At 60.9% G+C, this 18,170-nt stretch carries 21 protein-coding genes; 10 read left to right on the top strand and 11 right to left on the bottom strand.

Features of this window, described 5'->3' with window-relative positions; all coding sequences use genetic code 11:
• From ODQ19_RS24125 to ODQ19_RS24090, 8 genes are all read left to right on the top strand, one after another.
• Positions 1–1,093: RHS repeat-associated core domain-containing protein (locus ODQ19_RS24125; RefSeq protein ID WP_330211394.1), on the top strand; the 1,093-nt coding region annotated here is incomplete at its 5' end.
• Positions 1,090–1,500 carry a hypothetical protein gene (locus ODQ19_RS24120; protein ID WP_330211393.1) on the top strand — a complete coding sequence of 137 codons (411 nt, stop codon included), beginning with the start codon at positions 1,090–1,092 and terminating at the stop codon, positions 1,498–1,500. The genes ODQ19_RS24125 and ODQ19_RS24120, both read left to right, overlap by 4 nt.
• A gap of 100 nt (positions 1,501–1,600) precedes the next feature.
• Positions 1,601–1,963, top strand: a complete 363-nt coding sequence (locus tag ODQ19_RS24115) for a hypothetical protein (RefSeq protein WP_330211392.1) — start codon at positions 1,601–1,603, stop codon at positions 1,961–1,963.
• 138 nt (positions 1,964–2,101) lie between these two features.
• Positions 2,102–3,241 carry a Fic family protein gene (locus tag ODQ19_RS24110; protein ID WP_116665501.1) on the top strand — a complete coding sequence of 380 codons (1,140 nt, stop codon included), beginning with the start codon at positions 2,102–2,104 and terminating at the stop codon, positions 3,239–3,241.
• Positions 3,242–3,314: 73 nt separating this feature from the next.
• Positions 3,315–3,557: an exodeoxyribonuclease VII small subunit gene (locus tag ODQ19_RS24105; RefSeq protein WP_003194556.1), complete on the top strand. Its 243-nt coding sequence runs from the start codon at positions 3,315–3,317 to the stop codon at positions 3,555–3,557.
• Entirely contained in the window at positions 3,554–4,441 is an 888-nt protein-coding gene (gene ispA / locus ODQ19_RS24100) for a (2E,6E)-farnesyl diphosphate synthase (RefSeq protein ID WP_116665502.1), read from the top strand. The genes ODQ19_RS24105 and ispA overlap by 4 nt, the downstream gene beginning before the upstream one ends.
• A 110-nt stretch (positions 4,442–4,551) precedes the next feature.
• Complete coding sequence (gene dxs / locus ODQ19_RS24095) at positions 4,552–6,450, top strand: 1-deoxy-D-xylulose-5-phosphate synthase (protein WP_003194559.1); 1,899 nt, start codon at positions 4,552–4,554, stop codon at positions 6,448–6,450.
• 137 nt (positions 6,451–6,587) lie between these two features.
• Positions 6,588–8,462 (top strand): TonB-dependent receptor domain-containing protein, encoded by a 1,875-nt coding sequence (locus tag ODQ19_RS24090; RefSeq protein ID WP_330211391.1) that lies wholly within the window; start codon positions 6,588–6,590, stop codon positions 8,460–8,462.
• 90 nt (positions 8,463–8,552) lie between these two features.
• Here the strand turns inward: ODQ19_RS24090 and ODQ19_RS24085 are convergent, their stop codons facing one another.
• From ODQ19_RS24085 to nrdR, 11 genes are all read right to left on the bottom strand, one after another.
• Entirely contained in the window at positions 8,553–9,338 is a 786-nt protein-coding gene (locus tag ODQ19_RS24085; RefSeq protein ID WP_330211390.1) for a cobalamin-binding protein, read from the bottom strand.
• Positions 9,335–9,754 carry a hypothetical protein gene (locus tag ODQ19_RS24080; protein WP_044269046.1) on the bottom strand — a complete coding sequence of 140 codons (420 nt, stop codon included), beginning with the start codon at positions 9,752–9,754 and terminating at the stop codon, positions 9,335–9,337. Before ODQ19_RS24080 ends, ODQ19_RS24085 begins: the two co-directional genes overlap by 4 nt.
• Positions 9,751–10,368 carry a GTP cyclohydrolase II gene (gene ribA, locus ODQ19_RS24075; RefSeq protein WP_330211389.1) on the bottom strand — a complete coding sequence of 206 codons (618 nt, stop codon included), beginning with the start codon at positions 10,366–10,368 and terminating at the stop codon, positions 9,751–9,753. Before ribA ends, ODQ19_RS24080 begins: the two co-directional genes overlap by 4 nt.
• A 218-nt stretch (positions 10,369–10,586) precedes the next feature.
• Positions 10,587–11,309, bottom strand: coding sequence for a substrate-binding periplasmic protein (locus ODQ19_RS24070; protein WP_330211388.1), 723 nt, complete (start codon positions 11,307–11,309; stop codon positions 10,587–10,589).
• 54 nt (positions 11,310–11,363) lie between these two features.
• The gene (gene thiL, locus ODQ19_RS24065; protein WP_330211387.1) at positions 11,364–12,329 is read right to left on the bottom strand and encodes a thiamine-phosphate kinase; all 966 of its coding nucleotides are present in this window, start codon (positions 12,327–12,329) and stop codon (positions 11,364–11,366) included.
• An 18-nt stretch (positions 12,330–12,347) separates the two neighbouring features.
• Positions 12,348–12,848 (bottom strand): transcription antitermination factor NusB, encoded by a 501-nt coding sequence (nusB, locus tag ODQ19_RS24060; protein WP_003194574.1) that lies wholly within the window; start codon positions 12,846–12,848, stop codon positions 12,348–12,350.
• Complete coding sequence (ribH, locus tag ODQ19_RS24055) at positions 12,845–13,321, bottom strand: 6,7-dimethyl-8-ribityllumazine synthase (RefSeq protein ID WP_003194576.1); 477 nt, start codon at positions 13,319–13,321, stop codon at positions 12,845–12,847. The genes nusB and ribH overlap by 4 nt, the downstream gene beginning before the upstream one ends.
• 88 nt (positions 13,322–13,409) lie before the next feature.
• Entirely contained in the window at positions 13,410–14,501 is a 1,092-nt protein-coding gene (gene ribBA, locus ODQ19_RS24050) for a bifunctional 3,4-dihydroxy-2-butanone-4-phosphate synthase/GTP cyclohydrolase II (protein ID WP_003194579.1), read from the bottom strand.
• Positions 14,502–14,516: 15 nt separating this feature from the next.
• Positions 14,517–15,179 (bottom strand): riboflavin synthase, encoded by a 663-nt coding sequence (locus tag ODQ19_RS24045; protein ID WP_014720128.1) that lies wholly within the window; start codon positions 15,177–15,179, stop codon positions 14,517–14,519.
• Positions 15,180–15,227: 48 nt separating this feature from the next.
• A complete protein-coding gene (ribD, locus tag ODQ19_RS24040; protein ID WP_330211386.1) occupies positions 15,228–16,355 on the bottom strand; it encodes a bifunctional diaminohydroxyphosphoribosylaminopyrimidine deaminase/5-amino-6-(5-phosphoribosylamino)uracil reductase RibD in 1,128 nt (375 codons plus the stop codon).
• Positions 16,352–16,816, bottom strand: a complete 465-nt coding sequence (gene nrdR / locus ODQ19_RS24035; protein WP_019818855.1) for a transcriptional regulator NrdR — start codon at positions 16,814–16,816, stop codon at positions 16,352–16,354. Before nrdR ends, ribD begins: the two co-directional genes overlap by 4 nt.
• A gap of 140 nt (positions 16,817–16,956) precedes the next feature.
• Here nrdR and ODQ19_RS24030 point away from each other — a divergent pair, with 140 nt between their 5' ends.
• Positions 16,957–17,412, top strand: coding sequence for a YbaY family lipoprotein (locus tag ODQ19_RS24030; protein ID WP_003194586.1), 456 nt, complete (start codon positions 16,957–16,959; stop codon positions 17,410–17,412).
• Positions 17,409–18,065 (top strand): class I SAM-dependent methyltransferase, encoded by a 657-nt coding sequence (locus ODQ19_RS24025; RefSeq protein ID WP_116665511.1) that lies wholly within the window; start codon positions 17,409–17,411, stop codon positions 18,063–18,065. The genes ODQ19_RS24030 and ODQ19_RS24025 overlap by 4 nt, the downstream gene beginning before the upstream one ends.
• Positions 18,066–18,170: the final 105 nt, after the last annotated feature.

Below are 18,170 nucleotides of genomic sequence, written 5' to 3'. Positions count from 1 at the left end.
CGGCCATAACCCGGCGGGAAACTTGCTCATGCAAGACCGCCCTGGCCCAGACATTGTCGCGGCCAACCGCCTGGTGATCCAGGGCGACCGCCATTACGACTACGACGCCTTCGGAAACCTGATCCGCGAACGGCGAGGCAAGGGTCATCAACTCGTCACCGAATACCGCTACGACTGCCTGCATCGACTGATCGGCGTCACAAAACCGAACGGCGAAACCGCCAGTTATCGCTATGACACGTTTGGGCGGCGCATCAGCAAAACCGTAGATGACAAAACCACGGAGTTTTTCTGGCAAGGCGACAAGCTGATTGCCGAACACCATGCGGACTGTCATCGCAGCTACATCTACGAACCGGACAGCTTCCGCCCATTGGCGCTGCTGGAAGGCTATGGTCCAAAGGACACCAAGCCCTACCACTACCAACTCGACCACCTCGGTACCCCACAAGAACTCACCGCCCCAGACGGCGAAATCGTCTGGTCCGCCCACTACCGCGCCTACGGCCAGATCGCCCGCCTCGACGTAGGCAAAATCGAAAATCCGCTGCGTTTCCAAGGACAGTATTTCGACCAAGAAAGCGGGCTGCACTACAACCGCCATCGCTACTACAATCCGGACATTGGTCGTTACCTCACGCTGGATCCGGTGAAGTTGGCGGGTGGGATCAATGGGTATCAGTACGTGCCCAATCCTACGGGGTGGGTGGATCCGCTAGGATTAGCGTGCACTCGTGGCAATTGCCCAGGACAAAAAGGCCAAGCTTCTCATAAACATGAAGAAGAAACTCCAAAGGTAGGGAGTTCAACTCATTCCGCAACCTATGAGCAAGCGCTGAACAAAGCCCTTGAATGGTTACTGGAAAACGACTTTCGGGCGGAAAAACCAAAAGTAGGAAAATTCGGTGAACGTAAAGGTCAGCCCATCGGGATGCAAACAGCTGACGCGAGAACTGGTTATCGTATTGAATACGACGAAAGGCATGGCGCTCATATTAATGTATGGACCCACAGAAAGAACGGTCCTCATTACACTTTTGAAGGCACGTCAAAAACTGTGCTTCAGCTCACCAAGAGGTTCGCAAAGAAATGAGCTACCTTGACGACGAAATAATCAACGACCTCAAGAAAATGAGCGTCAAATTCAGCATTCTGTCAGAAGCCGAACACGATTTAATTGTTGAGTTAACAAATGAGACCATCCCTTTTTCAGGAAGCCAAATAGCTTGGAGTTTTTTTAAGGAGAAAACTTATATCGGCCCATCCTCTTCGCAAGTCACGCTAGAGAAATTAGAGAAAAAAATAAAATCCACTACCGAGCGGAATGTAATTTTCATCGGCGATGCAACCGACAATGCATATTCAATTACGACCTCCGGACTTATACATGCACTACAATTTTTTTCGACAACCCCCCAACATACGTACATACTTCAAAAACCGCTAGACTGGATTGCTTGCATTTCATTTGAGGGTGATGTTGACTTTGCAAAATTTTAGAATATCCAAACCGCTAGCTCTTGTTGTTTGAAAACTTAGGCATATTAAATCAATTATAAAATACAGCACCCAAAGCCAAATGAAGATAAGAGTAACCTACGTGGTTTCTGACCAAGACATCCTACGTGTGAGATTCAACTCACCCTTCGGAGACGGTGTGGCTTTATGGAGCGATCCCGCACCAGAAATTGGTGAAGATCTAGACGTAGAGTTCGAGCTGGACGAAGTATTTTCTTGGCAAAAAAACATCATGCCGTCGATTAAAAATACACCACAGATCACCTTTACCAATGACACACATTCCATAATTGGCAAACTCATTCAAGATGGAGACGATAGTTGTGCCGCATTAAAGCTTGGCGACTCAATAATCCTTATTGAGCTCGATAAACCAATAAGACAGGAACTCGATTTAGTAGAGTTGAGAGTAAATACCATTCATCTATACCCAACAAACGTCTGAGCACGACTTCAACCACTGCGCCGCATACTCCTTGATAAGCGGGTCACCCCTAGACCATGAGCCGAATTCGTCACACAATCGGCTCACAAAATGAGCCGAATAGCTCCTCTATTTGGCTCACGCACCTAGGCCCTCCCCATGGATCATCCGAACTGGATCTGGCAACACACCGACTGGCCTCACTTTCACTGGCAGCCTGGGCGGCTGGCGGCCTTGCTGCGCGAGTGTGGGCAGGCCCAAGGCAAGCTATTGGGAATGCTGGGTTCTGTCAGCCAGGCAGTCAGCGCGCAGAATGAATTGGATACGCTGCTGCAAAATATTTTGACCTCTTCGGCCATCGAGGGTGAGCAATTGAACGTCGGTTCGGTGCGCTCCTCCCTGGCGCGACGGATGGGCTTGGAGGCCACGAAAGACGGTCAGGTCAGCCGCCGCAGTGAAGGGCTGGCCGACCTGATGATGGATGCCACCGAACACTATGCGCAGCCGTTCACCCTTGCGCGGTTGATGAATTGGCACCATTTGTTGTTCCCAACGCCAGAGGCAGGCTTTGCCACACGCGAGCTCAGCGTCGGCGCGTTGAGGGGCAATGAACCGATGCAGGTGGTGTCGGGCAGGCTTGATCGACCGACCGTGCACTTCGAGGCGCCGCCACGTCAGGGCCTGGAGCACGCTGTGGATGATTTCCTGGAGTGGTTCGAAACCAGTCGCAATCAACCTGAACTGGATCCATTGGTTCGCGCAGGTGTTGCGCACTTCTGGTTCATCACCTTGCATCCTTTCGATGATGGCAATGGTCGCCTGGCGCGCGCCATCACTGACTTGGCCTTGGCTCAGGGTGAACACCACGCCATTCGCTTTTACGCCATGTCGGCCAGCATCCTTGAAGATCGGGCCGGTTACTACACCGCCTTGGAGTCCAGTCAGAAGGCCACTTTGGATATCACCGACTGGTTGGAATGGTTCCTTAAAACCCTGTTGCGCAGCCTGCAGCAGGCGATGACACGGATTGACAGGGTACTGGCCAAGAGCCGGTTTTGGCAGCAGCACCGTGCCGTCTCGCTCTCGGTCGAGCAGGTCAAGGTACTCAATCGCCTGCTCGATGGTGGTGAGCGGGGCGTCGAACAGGGCATCAGCGCCGCGCAATACCAAGCGGAGGCCAAAGTGTCCAAGGCGACTGCGACGCGGCACCTGGCAGACCTGCTGGAGAAAAACTGCCTGGTGCGCCTCCCCGGGGGCGGCCGCAGTACGCGTTATCACGTCAATACCCCTTACGAGTAACCCCCACTCATTTGCCCCAATCCCCCATGTCTGCTAGTGTCGCGCCGGTTTACCGTCTACCGGAATTGCCGCCATGGCCCGCAAAAAAGTTGCACTCGATTTCGAACAATCCCTCGCCGACCTGCAAGCCTTGGTCGAGCGTCTGGAGAACGGCGAGTTGTCGCTGGAAGACTCGTTGACGGCGTTTGAGCAAGGCATCGGCCTGACACGCGACTGTCAGAGCGCGCTGGCGCAGGCGGAGCAGAAGGTCCAAGTGTTGCTGGAGCGTGACGGGGAGTTGGCCGAAGAACCTTTCGATGCGGAACAGCCGGAATGATCAGCGCATATCAGGCCAGTAGCCAAGCCCGGGTGAATGCCGCGCTGGAGCCCCTGTTTGTTGCGCCAAGCCCGGAAATGACGCGCCTCTATGCAGCCATGCGCTATAGCGTGATGAATGGTGGCAAGCGGGTGCGCCCGTTGCTGGCCTATGCGGCCTGCGAAGCCCTGGGCGCGCCGGCGGCCGAGGCCAATGGCGCGGCGTGTGCGGTGGAGCTGATACACGCTTATTCCCTGGTGCATGACGATTTGCCAGCCATGGACGACGACGATCTGCGGCGCGGCCAGCCCACCACCCACAAAGCCTTCGACGAGGCGTATGCGATCCTGGCGGGCGATGGCTTGCAGAGCCTGGCGTTCAGCGCATTGCTGGACCCGCGTTTGAGCAGCGTCAACGCCGAGATCCGCCTGCGCATGGTCACCGCCCTGGCCCACGCCGCGGGCCCGGCTGGAATGGTCGGCGGGCAGGCCATCGACATGGGCTCGGTCAGCCTCAAGCTGGATCAAAAAGCCCTGGAACACATGCATCGCCACAAGACCGGTGCCCTGATTGAAGCCGCCGTGCAGTTGGGCGCCCTAGCCAGTGGCCGCGCCGGCGCGGAGCAATTGGCGGCCCTGCAGACCTATTCCCGCGCTATCGGCCTGGCCTTCCAAGTGCAAGACGATATTCTCGACGTGGAAAGTGACACCGCCACCCTCGGCAAACGCCAAGGCGCCGATATCGCACGGGACAAGCCGACTTATCCTGCATTGTTGGGGCTGGAAGCCGCCAAGGCGTATGCCATCGAGCTGCGTGACCAGGCCCTGGACGCCCTGCGACCTTTCGACGCGGCGGCCGAGCCACTGCGTGACCTGGCGCGGTATATCGTCGAACGTCGCCACTGACAGCCGCGGCCATTTGTGCCGCATATGGGCCAAGTTCGGCCCTCTGCGTGGGCAGTTTGCACGGCTTGAGGTAAACTGCCGCCTCTTCTATACCTATAACGATTCGCCTGATGCCCACGACGTTTCAAGAGATTCCCCGCAAACGCCCGTCTACGCCCCTGCTCGACCGTGCTGCCACGCCGGACGGCCTGCGTCGACTGGGTGAAGCCGAGCTGGAAACCCTGGCCGATGAGTTGCGCCTGGAATTGCTCTACACGGTCGGCCAGACCGGTGGGCATTTTGGCGCCGGGCTGGGCGTGATCGAGCTGACCATCGCCTTGCATTACGTGTTCGACACCCCGGACGACCGGCTCGTGTGGGACGTGGGCCACCAGGCGTATCCGCATAAAATCCTCACCGGCCGTCGCGAGCGCATGGCCAGCCTGCGCCAGAAGGACGGCCTGGCCGCCTTCCCGCGCCGTGCCGAGAGCGAGTACGACACCTTTGGCGTCGGCCACTCCAGTACGTCCATCAGTGCAGCGCTGGGCATGGCCATTGCCGCCCGCCTGCAAGGCAGTGAGCGCAAGGCGATTGCGGTGATTGGGGATGGCGCGCTGACCGCCGGCATGGCCTTCGAAGCGCTGAACCATGCGCCGGAAGTGGACGCCAACATGTTGGTGATCCTCAACGACAACGACATGTCGATTTCACGCAATGTCGGTGGCCTGTCCAATTACCTGGCGAAGATCCTCTCCAGCCGTACCTACGCCAGCATGCGCGAAGGCAGCAAGAAAGTACTGTCGCGTCTGCCTGGTGCGTGGGAAATCGCGCGTCGCACCGAAGAATATGCCAAGGGCATGCTGGTACCCGGCACCTTGTTCGAAGAGTTGGGCTGGAACTACATTGGCCCTATCGACGGCCACGACCTTCCCACCCTGATCGCGACGTTGCGCAACATGCGCGACCTCAAGGGCCCGCAGTTCCTGCATATCGTCACCAAAAAAGGCAAAGGTTTCGCTCCGGCGGAAGTCGACCCGATTGGTTACCACGCGATCACCAAGCTCGAACCCCTCGATGCCCCCGCCGCCGCGCCGAAAAAGGCCAGCGGGCCGAAGTATTCCGGTGTGTTTGGCGAATGGCTATGCGACATGGCCGCCGCCGACCCGCGTCTGGTGGGTGTTACCCCGGCGATGAAGGAAGGCTCCGATCTGGTGGCGTTCAGCGAGCGCTTCCCGCTGCGTTACTTCGACGTGGCGATTGCCGAGCAACACGCCGTGACCTTCGCGGCCGGCATGGCCTGCGAAGGCGCCAAGCCGGTAGTGGCGATCTACTCCACCTTCCTGCAACGCGGTTATGACCAACTGGTTCACGATGTGGCGGTGCAGAACCTCGACGTACTGTTCGCCATCGACCGTGCCGGCCTGGTGGGCGAAGACGGCCCGACCCATGCGGGCAGCTTCGACCTGTCGTACCTGCGCTGCATCCCCGGCATGCTGGTGATGACCCCGAGCGACGAGAACGAACTGCGCAAGATGCTCAGCACCGGCCACCTGTACAACGGCCCGGCCGCTGTGCGGTACCCGCGCGGCACCGGCCCGAACGCCGTGATCGAAAAAGACCTGGAGCCGATTGAAATCGGTAAAGGCATCGTGCGTCGCCAAGGCAGCAAAACTGCATTCCTGGTGTTTGGCGTGCAACTGGCCGAAGCCTTGAAAGTCGCTGAGAAGATCGACGCCACCGTGGTCGACATGCGGTTCGTCAAGCCACTGGATGAAGCGTTGGTGCGCGAGATCGCTGCTGGCCATGAACTGCTGGTGACCGTCGAAGAAAACGCCATCATGGGCGGCGCGGGTGCGGCAGTCAGCGAGTTCCTGGCGCGAGAGAATATCCTCAAGTCGGTGCTGCACCTGGGCTTGCCGGATGTATACGTCGAACACGCCAAGCCGGCGCAGATGCTGGCTGAATGCGGGCTGGATGAGGCGGGTATCGAGGCGTCCGTTCGCGAGCGCCTTGCGCTCTTGAATCTGTAATCAGCCCCACATGTGGGAGCTGGCTTGCCTGCGATGACGGCGGCACATTCGCTAACAATGTGTCAGATACACCGCTATCGCAGGCAAGCCAGCTCCCACAATGGTTTTGCATGACCTTCGAATGCTATGGACAGCCCATGAAACGCCCGTGCCTTGCCCTGCTGCTGCTACCCTGCGCTGACCTGCTCGCCGACACCCGCGACCAGGCTCTGAAGCTCTCCGACGTGGTCATCAGCGCCAACCGCCAAGTGCAGGCGCGTAATGACAGCAGCGCCGCCAACACCGTCTTCACCCGTGCCGACATCGACCGCCTGCAACCCACCAGCGTCACCGACCTGCTCAGCCGCGTGCCGGGCGTGCAAGTTGCGCCGACCGGTGGGCGTGGCAGTTTGCCGGGGATTTTCATTCGCGGCACCAAGTCGGCGCAGAGCCTGGTGCTGGTAGACGGCCAACGCATCGCCAACACCACCTCCGGCGACAGCGGCTTGCAATACCTCAACGTCGATCAGATTGAACGGGTGGAAGTGCTGCGCGGTTCACGTTCGGTGATCTACGGCAGTGATGCGATTGGCGGGGTGATTCAGGTGTTTACCCGGCGCAATGCCGAGCAAGGCTTGCAGCCGCGCCTGAAGCTGGGGTTTGGCAGTAACCAGACCTGGGAGCGCAGCCTGGGCCTGTCGGGCGGCGATGAACACACGCGTTTCAACCTGGGCGCGAGCCTGGATGAAACTGCCGGTATCAACGCGAGCCACGCGTCGTTTCCCAGTGACGGCGACCATGATGCCTACCGCAATCAGTCCATCAGCCTGAACCTCAGCCATTCGTTCAGCGATGAGCTGGAGGTGGGTTTCAACCTGTTGGATAACCGTGGCAAGTCGGAGTACGACAACAGTTATGGCCGCTACGACGGCGCCACCGGGCAGAGCGTCGGCCAGAAACCCTACACCGACTACACCGTGAGCAGCGCCAGCGGCTATCTCGATGCCAAGCTCAATGACAGCTGGCAGTCGCGTCTGGAGCTGGGCCACAGCGAAAACCGCGACACCAAGCGTGACACCCTCAGCGATGACTTCAGCGCGTTCAATACCTACCGCGACTCGGTCAACTGGCAAAACGACCTGAGCCTGAATGAGCAAAACAGCCTGATCGTCGGCGGCGACTGGTACGAAGACCGTTTCCACGGCTCCACCACCTTTACCGAAAACAGCCGCTGGAACCGGGCGGCCTTCGTGCAGCACCGCTTCCATAGCCAATGGTTTTCCACCGAGCTGGGCCTGCGCCGCGACCAGAACCAGCAGTTCGGCGGCCAGAGCAGTTGGAGCGGCACCCTGACTGTGCCGGTCAACCCTGACAATGACCTGCTCTTGAGCTACAGCGAAGGCTTTCGCGCGCCGACCTTCAACGACCTCTATTACCCCGACACGCAGTACAGCAACCCAAACCTGCAGCCCGAGACATCAAAGAGCTACGAGCTGCAATGGCGCAGCCAGCTGACCGACAGCACACGCCTGGAAGCCTCGCTGTATCGCACCGACCTGAGCGACGCGATCATCCTTGACGCCGGCAAGCCGCAAAACGTGGCGTCGGCGCGGATCAACGGCTTTGAAGCGGCGCTCAAGCAGGAACTGTTTGGCTGGCAGGGCAACCTGGGTCTGTCGCTTATCGACCCGCGTGACCGTGACAGCGGCCACACCCTGGCACGTCGCGCACGGCGCACGGTGAACCTGGATCTGGACCGGCAATTTGATCAACTCGGTCTCGGCGCCAGCTGGCAAGCGATCAGCAGCAGCTACGACGATGAAGCCAACCGCAACCGTATGGGCGGTTATGCCTTGTTGGGGCTGCGCAGTAGTTGGGCGTTGAACCGGGAGGTGTCGTTGTCGCTGAAGGTGGATAACGTGCTGGACAAGTCTTATGCACGGGCGAAGTACAGCTACCTCGGGGAAAGCCAGAATTATCGTGAAGAAGGTCGGGTGTGGATGGTTGGGGTGACGTGGACCCCTGAGATCTAAGTAACCTGAACCGGCGTCATCGCAGGCAAGCCAGCTCCCACAATTAAAATGCATTCCCCTGTGAGAGCTGGCTTGCCTGCGATAGCCTTGTCACAGGTTCGGCGCAATCACCTGGCACAACTGCCCCACCGCCTCCAACATCTGCCCGCTGGGCCGCTCCAGGCCCTTGTCCGGCACTAACCGCACCCGAGCAGCCATCGCCGGCCATGCCTTCCAGGCCTCCCTCTGAGCCTGGTCCCCCACCAGGATCACCTCGGGATCACGCGCCAGCACCGACTCGATATTCACCTGCGGCGCCGGCAACTTCAGGTCATCAAACACATTGCGCGCCCCGCACACGCTGAGGGCATCGCTGATGATCTGCCCACCGCCCACGGTGTACAGCGGCTGGTTCCACACTTGGTAGAACACCCGCAGCGGCTCAGCCCGCTGGTAGCGCTGGCGCAACTCGGCCAAGCGCTGGCGCAATTGTGCCGCGAGCTGGTGCCCGGCCTCAGCGCGGCCCAATTGCTCGGCAATGGCCTGCACCTGGGCGGTCAGTTGTTCAAGGCTGTGGGGTTCGGCGACGTACACCGGGATATTCAACCGCTGGAGCTGCTCGCGCTGGGCCGGGCCGACGCTGCCAGGCCAGAGCAGGATCAGGTCGGGCTTGAGGCTGAGCAGGCGCTCCATGTCCAACTGGCCGTAGTGCCCGACCGAGGGCACCTTCGCCAACGCCGCCGGGCGGTCACCACCGTCAAGCACGCCGACCAACAAGTCCTCGGCACCCAGCTCAAGCACGATTTCTGAGAGTGACGGCGCCAGGCTGACGACGCGTTCGACCGCCAACGCCTCGGCACTGAATACCAGTAGCAGCGCCAGCCAGTAGCGCCTCATCCCAACTGACGCGGTATGCGATAGAGGTAGAACAGCACCAGCGTCGACAGCGCCAACAGAAACAACGGCACCGCCTCCAGGCCGACGAACACCGCCAGCGCGCCAATCCAGGCCGGTAATGCTGCAACCAGCAAGGCCGTGCGCCGACGCGCCGCCAGGGTGATCCAGGCTGCCGGTTCTTCGGCGGTATCCAGGGCTTTAGACGTGGCGATCAGCGCGTGTTTATAGGCATGAAAATAACGCAGGCTGAGAAACATTGAGGCCACGCCAGCGATGAAGAACGGCATGGCCAATACGGGCAACAAGGATTCAGCACGGCCAAACAGAAGGTTGATCACGAACAAGGGCAGCAATGCCAGGGCCAGGTACTGCCACCAGTTGAAGGACAGTCGCCGTTTCACCTGGCCACGGGTCACGCGCGGTCGACCTCGCCCTGGTGCTCGTTGCCCATCATGTGGTCGAGCTTGCTGGCTTTGGTGGCCAGGTAGAGTTTGTTGTGCGGGTTGTGCCCGGTGTGCAACGGCACGCGCTCGGCCACGGTGATGCCCATCTCGGTCAAGGCTTTGACCTTGCGCGGGTTGTTGGTCATCAGACGCAGGGATTTGACCCCCAGGTGCTCGAGCATCGGCAGGCAGATGGCATAGTCGCGCTGGTCGGCAGCAAAGCCCAGGCGCTCGTTGGCCTCGACGGTGTCGGCGCCGCCGTCTTGCAGCTCGTAGGCACGAATCTTGTTCAACAGGCCAATGCCCCGGCCTTCCTGACGCAAGTACAGCAACACGCCACGGCCTTCACGGGCGATGGCTTGCAGTGCAGCCTCAAGTTGCGAGCCGCAGTCACAGCGCTGGCTGAACAGCGCATCGCCGGTCAGGCACTCGGAATGCACCCGCCCCAGCACCGGCGCACCATCCGTGAAGTCGCCGAGGCTGAGCACAACGTGCTCGCGCCCGGTGGCTTCTTCAAGAAAGCCGTTCATGGTGAACGTGGCAAAAGGGGTAGGCAGCTTGGAAGCGGCGACGAAAACGACGGGCACCGTGTGCTCCTGATTTCAGATTTCACAGAGGCGGGCATTGTAACAGCACGTTCCTACAGACGCTTAAGCTGAATTATCGCTGATAAAGATCAATAGGTTCGATTGGCCTTTGGATTGATTCTATGTAGGAGCGAGCTTGCTCGCGAAAGTGGTCAACGTTAACGCGGATATTCTGAATCAACGCGGCGTCTATGGGTTTTTCGCGAGCAAGCTCGCTCCTACAAGGGGTAGGGCTGTTTCCAACGGTCAAAAATTGCCTTCAGCTCACCTGTCTTGATCAGGCTGACCAGACGCTGGTCATACACGGTCATCAATGCCCTGCCGCGTTCGTTATCGGCAAAGGCTACGTAGAGCGGCAGTTCAGCGATATGGGTGAGTTTGAACAGTGCTGGGTCTTGCGCCTGACTGAGCACGTACTTGGCTTCGGTGAGGGCGTCGATATAAAAATCGGCGCGACCGTGTTGCAGCATTGGCAAGATCCCGTCGCGCCGTTCGATCTGGTTGAAGCGGCGCACGGTGGGCAGGTATTCCTCGTATTTATAGCCGCGTACCCAGGCCAGGCGGTAGTTGCCCAAGGTCGCCAGGGTCGGTGTCGGCGCAGTGGCCAACCCGAGGGCGTAGACATGATCGGCGTCGAAGTTCCTGCGCGGGTACAGCACACCGCTGGCCTCATCGCGATAGGTGCCGACACAACCATCCACTTCACCACGCTGGGCCAGGCCGACCGAGCGGGTGTAGGGTACGCTGCGGATGTGCACGGTGATGCCAGCCGGTTCAAAGACTTGGCGCAGCAGGTCCCAGGCCAGGCCGCTGCCATCTTTGTTGGTGTAGTCGTTCCACTCTTCACTGGCCAGCACGATTTTGCCGGGCATGGGAGTGTCCGCCTGGGCCAGGGAAGCGAAGGTACACAGCACGATCAGCAGCCAGCGGCATGCAGCCATAGTCACGGCCTCTTTCTCGGGATAATCGTATAAAGGGTAGCGCAGACCGCCGGCTTAGGGCGTCTGGCGAAAATGCTGGTAGCCGCGCACAGCCGGGGTGATGTCCTGGCCGTTGACGTCGAGCAGCGTCACGCCCTGCCCCGCTTCGACCCGGCCGACCACATGCACCGGCCAGCCATCCGCCTGCAACGGCGCCAACTCGGACGGCGGCAAGGTGAACGCCAGCACATAGTCGTCGCCCCCGCTCAACGCCGCCACGTGAGCCTGGTCTTCACCGACAAACGCCAGCAACGCCTCGGACAACGGCAACCGCTGGCGCTCAACCACCAGGCGCACGGCTGACGCCTTGGCGATATGCCCACAGTCAGCCAACAGCCCATCAGAGATATCCATGGCCGCTGTCGCCTTGCCTCGCAGCGCCAGCCCCAGGGCCAGCTGCGGTTGCGGCGACCAGTAATGCGCCAGCAGCGGCTCGGCGATGGCTGCGTCAGCCGTGCGTTGCCCCACTACCAGCGGCAAGGCGCCAGCGGCATTGCCTAACTCGCCACCCACACACAGCAGGTCGCCCGGCTGTGCACCGCTGCGCGTCAAGGCCTGGCCAGCCGGCACACGGCCGAACACGGTCAGGGTCAGGCTCAGCGGCCCACGGGTGGTATCGCCGCCCACCAAGCCTACGCCGCAGCTTTGCGCCATGGCGTTCAAGCCTTGGGCATAGCGTTGCAGCCAATCGGCTTCGACGCTCGGTGTGGTCAGGGCAAGGGTAAAGGCGAGGGGGTGGGCGCCCATGGCGGCCAGGTCGCTCACCGCCACGGCCAGCGAGCGCTGGCCGAGCAGGAACGGGTCACAGGGGTCGGCAAAATGCACACCTGCCACCAGCGTATCGGTGGAGACTGCCAGTTGCTCCCCGGCGGGAAGCGCCAGCAAGGCGCAGTCGTCGCCGATCCCCAGGGCAATGCCTTCGCCACCTTGCGCACAGGGCGCGGCGGCGAAGTATGTGCGGATCAGCTCAAACTCACCCATTGAGGAATCAAGCGCAGATTAGCGCTTGTGTTCCTTCACTTCGGCTTCACGCAGGCGCGGAGCCAGCTTGTCGAGCACGCCGTTGACGAACTTGTGGCCGTCGGTCGAACCGTAGACTTTCGCCAGTTCGATGCCCTCGTTGATCACGACGCGGTACGGCACGTCAACGCGCTTGAGCAGCTCCCAGGTGGACAGGCGCATCACGCACAGCTCAACCGGGTCGAGTTCTTCGATGGTCAGGTCCAGGCATGGCGCCAGGGCTGTGTCGATCTCGGTCAGGTTGGCATGCACGCCGTGCAGGATGTCGTGGAAGTACGGCAGATCGGCGAAGGTGAAATCGTTGTCAACGCGAAACTGCGCTTCGATCTCGTTCAGCGAAGCACCTGCCAGGTGACGCTGGTACAGCGCCTGGGTGGCCAGTTGACGAGCAGCGCGACGCTTTTCGTTCTTGGAAGGCTTGCCGGCGTCCGCAGGGCGAGGCTCGCGCGGGTTGAAACGATCGCTTTCGTCGGAAATCACTTGGCCTCCAACTGCGACAGCAGGCTGACCATTTCCAGGGCGGACAAGGCAGCTTCGGCGCCTTTGTTACCGGCCTTGGTGCCGGAACGCTCGATGGCTTGCTCGATGGAATCCACGGTCAGTACGCCGAAAGCGACTGGCACGCCGAACTCCATGGACACCTGGGCCAGGCCCTTGGTGCATTCGCCGGCCACGTATTCGAAGTGCGGGGTACCGCCACGGATCACTGCGCCCAGGGCGATGATCGCCGCGTATTCACCCTGCTGAGCAACTTTTTGCGCAACCAGTGGAATTTCGAAGGCGCCAGGCGCACGGATAAGGGTGATATCGCTCTCGCTTACACCGTGGCGAACCAGGGCGTCAACGGCACCGCTTACCAGGCTTTCAACCACGAAGCTGTTGAAGCGGCCAACCACCAGGGCATAGCGGCCTTTGGGGGCGATGAAGGTACCTTCGATGGTCTTCAGGGTCATTCGACAAATCTCTTAAAGAGCCGGGACGCGAAAAGTGCGTCCCTTAGTGATGATTTAACCGCGAACAAGGGGCAAAAATCGCCGGCCTTTATTCGGAGGGCACGTATTCTACAACTTCCAGGTCGAATCCGGATATCGCATTAAATTTCATCGGTGCGCTCATCAGGCGCATTTTGCGCACGCCCAGGTCGCGCAGGATCTGCGAACCGGCACCGACGATGCTGTAGGTGGTCGGTTTTTTCACCGGCACGGCGTCGGCGGTTTCGCGGATGTGCGCCAGCAACACGTCACCATCGAGCGGGTGACCGAGCAACAGCACCACACCGCTACCCGCCTCGGAAACCGCAGCCATAGCGGCGCGCAGGCTCCAGCGGCCCGGCTGTTTGACCATCAACAGGTCACGCAGTGGGTCCATGTTGTGTACTCGTACCAGGGTCGGCTCTTCTGCGCAAATGTTGCCCAGGGTCAGGGCCATGTGCACGTCGCCTTCCACTGAATCACGGTAGGTCACCAAATTGAATTGGCCCAGTTCACTGTCCAGTGGCTGCTCGGCAATCCGCTGAACGGTACGTTCGTGGATCATGCGGTAGTGAATCAGGTCGGCGATGGTGCCGATCTTGAGGTTGTGCTCGGCGGCAAAGGCTTCGAGTTCAGTACGACGGGCCATGGTGCCATCGTCGTTCATCACTTCGCAGATCACCCCGCTTGGCTCGAAACCGGCCATGCGCGCCAAATCGCAGGCGGCTTCGGTGTGGCCGGCACGGGCCAGGGTGCCGCCCGGTTGGGCCATCAGCGGGAAGATGTGGCCGGGGCTGACGATATCTTCGGCCTTGGCGTCTTTCGCGGCAGCGGCTTGCACGGTGCGGGCTCGGTCTGCGGCGGAAATGCCGGTGGTGACGCCCGTGGTGGCTTCAATCGACACGGTGAACTTGGTGCCGAAACCCGAGCCATTGCGCGGCGCCATCAACGGCAGCTTGAGCAATTCACAGCGTTCGCGGCTCATGGGCATGCAGATCAGCCCACGGGCGTGCTTGGCCATGAAGTTGATGTGCTCGGGCTTGCACGCTTCGGCGGCCATGATGATATCGCCTTCGTTCTCGCGATCTTCGTCATCCATGAGGATGACCATCTTGCCTTGGCGGATGTCTTCAACCAGTTCTTCGATGCTATTGAGCGCCACGCGGCACCCCCTTGGTCAGGATTTCAGGTAGCCGTTAGCGGCCAGAAAACTTTCGGTGATGTTGCCTGATGCAGGCTCTGCGGCCTTTTCGCCCAACAACAGGCGCTCCAGGTAACGGGCAAGCAAGTCCACTTCCAGGTTCACCCGGCGGCCCGGCTGGTACGAGGCCATGATGGTTTCGCTGAGGGTGTGGGGAATGATGGTCAGTTCAAATTCGGCGCCATTCACGGCGTTCACGGTCAGGCTGGTGCCATCGACGGTGATCGAGCCTTTGTGGGCGATGTACTTGGCCAGCTCTTTGGGCGCGCGGATACGGAATTCCACGGCGCGGGCGTTTTCGCTGCGGGCCACCACTTCGCCGACGCCGTCGACGTGGCCGCTGACCAGGTGACCGCCCAGGCGGGTGGTCGGCGTCAGGGCTTTTTCCAGGTTGACCGGGCTGCCGGCTGCAAGATCGTTCATCGCGGTGCAGTCCAGGGTTTCCCGGCTGACATCGGCGGCAAAGCCGTTGCCTGGCAGCTCGATGACGGTCAGGCACACGCCGCTGACGGCAATGCTGTCGCCCAGCTTGACGTCGCCGAGGTCCAGCTTGCCGGTTTCAACCAGCAGGCGGACATCCCCGCCTTTGGGGGTCATTGCACGGATGCTGCCGATGGATTCGATAATGCCGGTGAACATTTCGTTCTCCTGAAAACGAGGGGCTGACGCTTAAGCGCAAGCCGGGAATTATACGCTCGCTGTCGGGGCCGGAATGGCAGTGACTCGCCAGTCGTCGCCTACAGCGCGCATGTCAGTGATCTTGAGTTGGGGCGCGTCGGCGAGTTTCTCAAGCGGCCAGTCCAGCAACGGGCGGGCAGCGGAGCCGAGGAACTTGCCAGCGATGAATATCACGTATTCATCCACCAGCCCTTGTTGGGCGAACGCACCGGCCAGGCTTGGGCCCGCTTCCACCAGCACGTCGTTGACGCCACGGGCAGCCAGGGCGACCAATGCCGAGCGCAGGTCAACCTGGCCGTCCACGCCCGGTACCACCAGGCACTCAGGGCCACGGGGGAACTGGTTCTGCGCGGTGACGCAGGTGATGACTAATGCCGGGCCGGCCTTGAAGAACGGCGCGTTGAGCGGCACCCGCAGGCGGCCATCGATCAACACGCGCAGCGGCGGGCGCGACATGGCCAGGGCGGTGGTTGCCTCGTCCAGGCCCAGTTCGGCAGCGCGTACGGTCAAGCGGGCACCGTCGGCCAGTACCGTGTCGGCACCGGTCAACACCACACTGGCCTCGGCACGCAAGCGTTGTACCGCAGCACGGGCAGCGGGGCCGGTGATCCATTGGCTTTCGCCGCTGGCCATCGCTGTGCGGCCGTCCAGACTCATCGCCAACTTGACCCGCACAAACGGCAAGCCGTGCTCCATGCGCTTGAGGAAACCCGGGTTAAGCGCCCGCGCTTCGGTTTCCAGCACACCACTACGAACCTCGATACCGGCCTGGGCCAGGCGTTGCATGCCTCGGCCAGCCACTTCGGGGTTCGGGTCCTGCATGCCGGCTACCACCCGCGCGACACCGGCTGTCACCAGCGCATCGGCACAGGGCGGTGTACGGCCATGATGGCTGCACGGTTCAAGGGTCACGTACACCGTCGCGCCACGGGCCTTGTCGCCAGCGGCGCGCAGGGCATTGGGCTCGGCATGGGGCTCGCCGGTACGCTCATGCCAGCCTTCGCCGACAATCTGCCCGTCACGCACTATCACGCAGCCAACCCGCGGGTTGGGGTGCGTGGTGTACAGGCCCTTGCGCGCCAATTCAAGGGCGCGGGCCATGTAATGGGCGTCGAGCACAGCCTGTTCAGATGTCATTGTTTGGAGGGCTCACGGGCCAGGCGGTCGATCTCTTCGCGGAACTCATTGAGGTCCTGGAAGCGTCGATACACCGAGGCAAAACGGATATAGGCGACTTCGTCGAGCTTTTGCAGCTCGCCCATCACCAGCTCACCGACCACCAGGCTCTTGACCTCGCGCTCGCCGGTCGCCCGCAGCTTGTGCTTGATATGCACCAGCGCCGCTTCCAGGCGCTCGACACTCACCGGGCGTTTTTCCAGGGCGCGCTGCATACCGGCGCGCAGTTTTTCTTCGTCGAAAGGCTGGCGGCTGCCGTCGGACTTGATCAGACGCGGCAGCACCAGTTCGGCGGTTTCGAAGGTGGTGAAACGTTCACCACAGGCCAGGCATTCGCGCCGGCGACGCACTTGGTCGCCCTCGGCGACCAGACGCGAGTCGATGACCTTGGTGTCGTTGGCACCGCAGAAGGGACAGTGCATGGTTGGCAGGCAACAAAAAATGGGAGGGCCATGGTAGCGCATCCCTGTGGCAAGACAAGCCATAGCCTTTACGGTATATAGGCAGGCTTATATGTTTGATATTTTTTAAGCCACGGATTTTGTCCTTTCTGGAGCCGTACATGCAGTTACGACCACTCGTTCTACTCAGCCTGTTCAGTTTTCTGGTCGCCTGCAGCAGCGAAGCCCCCAAGCCGGCCGCGCCTCAACCAACCCCCGCGCAAGAGAAAAAAGTCCCAGGCATTGAAGACCTCGGCCCCCTGCCCGCCTATCAGCGCGAAATCAGCGGCAGCCTGACCAACGTGCCGGCCGGTGCCGAAGTCGAGATGGCGCTCTTGGTCATCGACGACCGTTCGCGCCCGCAGCAACTGCTCGCCAGCAGCGTACTGAGCGGCAACGGCAAGCCCTTGGCCTTCCGTCTGCGCTTCAACCCTGAAGCCTTCCCGGCCGGTGCCCGCGTTGAATTGCGCGGTCGCGCCAGCCAGTCCGGCCAGCTGATCCTGCATCTGCCTGCCGTGCGCGTCACCCAGGCGATCACCCAGAGCACCGGCCCCCTGCAACTCGTCAAGGCGCCATGACGCCACCGCTGGGCCTGCAACACGCCTTGAGCGCGTTGATTGGCGATGCGCAATTGGTGCCCTGCCCGTTGCCGGGCACCGCGTTGTCGTTGTGGCTGCTGGACGCCGACAACATGGACCGCGCCTTCAGCCAGGAAGAAACCCGGCGCATCCTGCATGAGCCGCCCTACTGGAGTTTTTGCTGGGCCAGCGGCCTGGCGTTGGCGCGTTACCTGGCAGCGCATCCTGAGTGGGTCGCCGGCAAACGCGTGCTGGATTTCGGCGCAGGTTCGGGCGTAGCCGGGATAGCCGCCGTCAAAGCTGGTGCCCTGGAGGTGGTGGCCTGCGACCTGGACCCACTGGCCTTGGCCGCTTGCCGTGCGAATGCCGAGCTCAACCAGGTGGCGCTGAGTTATTCGGCAGACTTTTTTGCCGAAGCCGACCGTTTCGACCTGATCCTGGTGGCCGACGTGCTCTACGACCGCGCCAACCTGCCGTTGCTGGATCAGTTCCTCACCCGCGGCCGCGAAGCGCTGGTGGCGGATTCGCGGGTACGGGATTTCCAGCATCCGGATTACACGCGGCTGGAGATCCTTGAGGCCCTGACCCTGCCGGACCTGGCCGAGCCTTGGGAGTTTCGCAAGGTGAGCCTGTACCATTCGCGGCGCGCTTGAGGCCATCGCGGGCAAGCCCGCTCCCACAGGGGAATGCATTTCAAAGATGAGAGCTGGTTTGCCTGCGATAGCGGTCTTGAATCCAGGATACTTTCAGCCAACCTC

The sequence above is a fragment of the Pseudomonas sp. AM4(2022) genome (assembly GCF_036346515.1).
Lineage (GTDB): Bacteria > Pseudomonadota > Gammaproteobacteria > Pseudomonadales > Pseudomonadaceae > Aquipseudomonas > Aquipseudomonas paracarnis.
This window is presented reverse-complemented; position numbering and strand designations above follow the sequence as displayed.

Coding starts and splice junctions, on each gene's coding strand:
- ODQ19_RS24120 (WP_330211393.1), top strand. CDS start 1,090: ATGAGCTACCTTGACGACGAAATAATCAACGACCTCAAGAAAATGAGC.
- ODQ19_RS24110 (WP_116665501.1), top strand. CDS start 2,102: ATGGATCATCCGAACTGGATCTGGCAACACACCGACTGGCCTCACTTT.
- ODQ19_RS24105 (WP_003194556.1), top strand. CDS start 3,315: ATGGCCCGCAAAAAAGTTGCACTCGATTTCGAACAATCCCTCGCCGAC.
- ispA (WP_116665502.1), top strand. CDS start 3,554: ATGATCAGCGCATATCAGGCCAGTAGCCAAGCCCGGGTGAATGCCGCG.
- dxs (WP_003194559.1), top strand. CDS start 4,552: ATGCCCACGACGTTTCAAGAGATTCCCCGCAAACGCCCGTCTACGCCC.
- ODQ19_RS24090 (WP_330211391.1), top strand. CDS start 6,588: ATGAAACGCCCGTGCCTTGCCCTGCTGCTGCTACCCTGCGCTGACCTG.
- ODQ19_RS24085 (WP_330211390.1), bottom strand. CDS start 9,338: ATGAGGCGCTACTGGCTGGCGCTGCTACTGGTATTCAGTGCCGAGGCG.
- ODQ19_RS24070 (WP_330211388.1), bottom strand. CDS start 11,309: ATGGCTGCATGCCGCTGGCTGCTGATCGTGCTGTGTACCTTCGCTTCC.
- thiL (WP_330211387.1), bottom strand. CDS start 12,329: ATGGGTGAGTTTGAGCTGATCCGCACATACTTCGCCGCCGCGCCCTGT.
- ribH (WP_003194576.1), bottom strand. CDS start 13,321: ATGACCCTGAAGACCATCGAAGGTACCTTCATCGCCCCCAAAGGCCGC.
- ODQ19_RS24045 (WP_014720128.1), bottom strand. CDS start 15,179: ATGTTCACCGGCATTATCGAATCCATCGGCAGCATCCGTGCAATGACC.
- ribD (WP_330211386.1), bottom strand. CDS start 16,355: ATGACATCTGAACAGGCTGTGCTCGACGCCCATTACATGGCCCGCGCC.
- nrdR (WP_019818855.1), bottom strand. CDS start 16,816: ATGCACTGTCCCTTCTGCGGTGCCAACGACACCAAGGTCATCGACTCG.
- ODQ19_RS24030 (WP_003194586.1), top strand. CDS start 16,957: ATGCAGTTACGACCACTCGTTCTACTCAGCCTGTTCAGTTTTCTGGTC.
- ODQ19_RS24025 (WP_116665511.1), top strand. CDS start 17,409: ATGACGCCACCGCTGGGCCTGCAACACGCCTTGAGCGCGTTGATTGGC.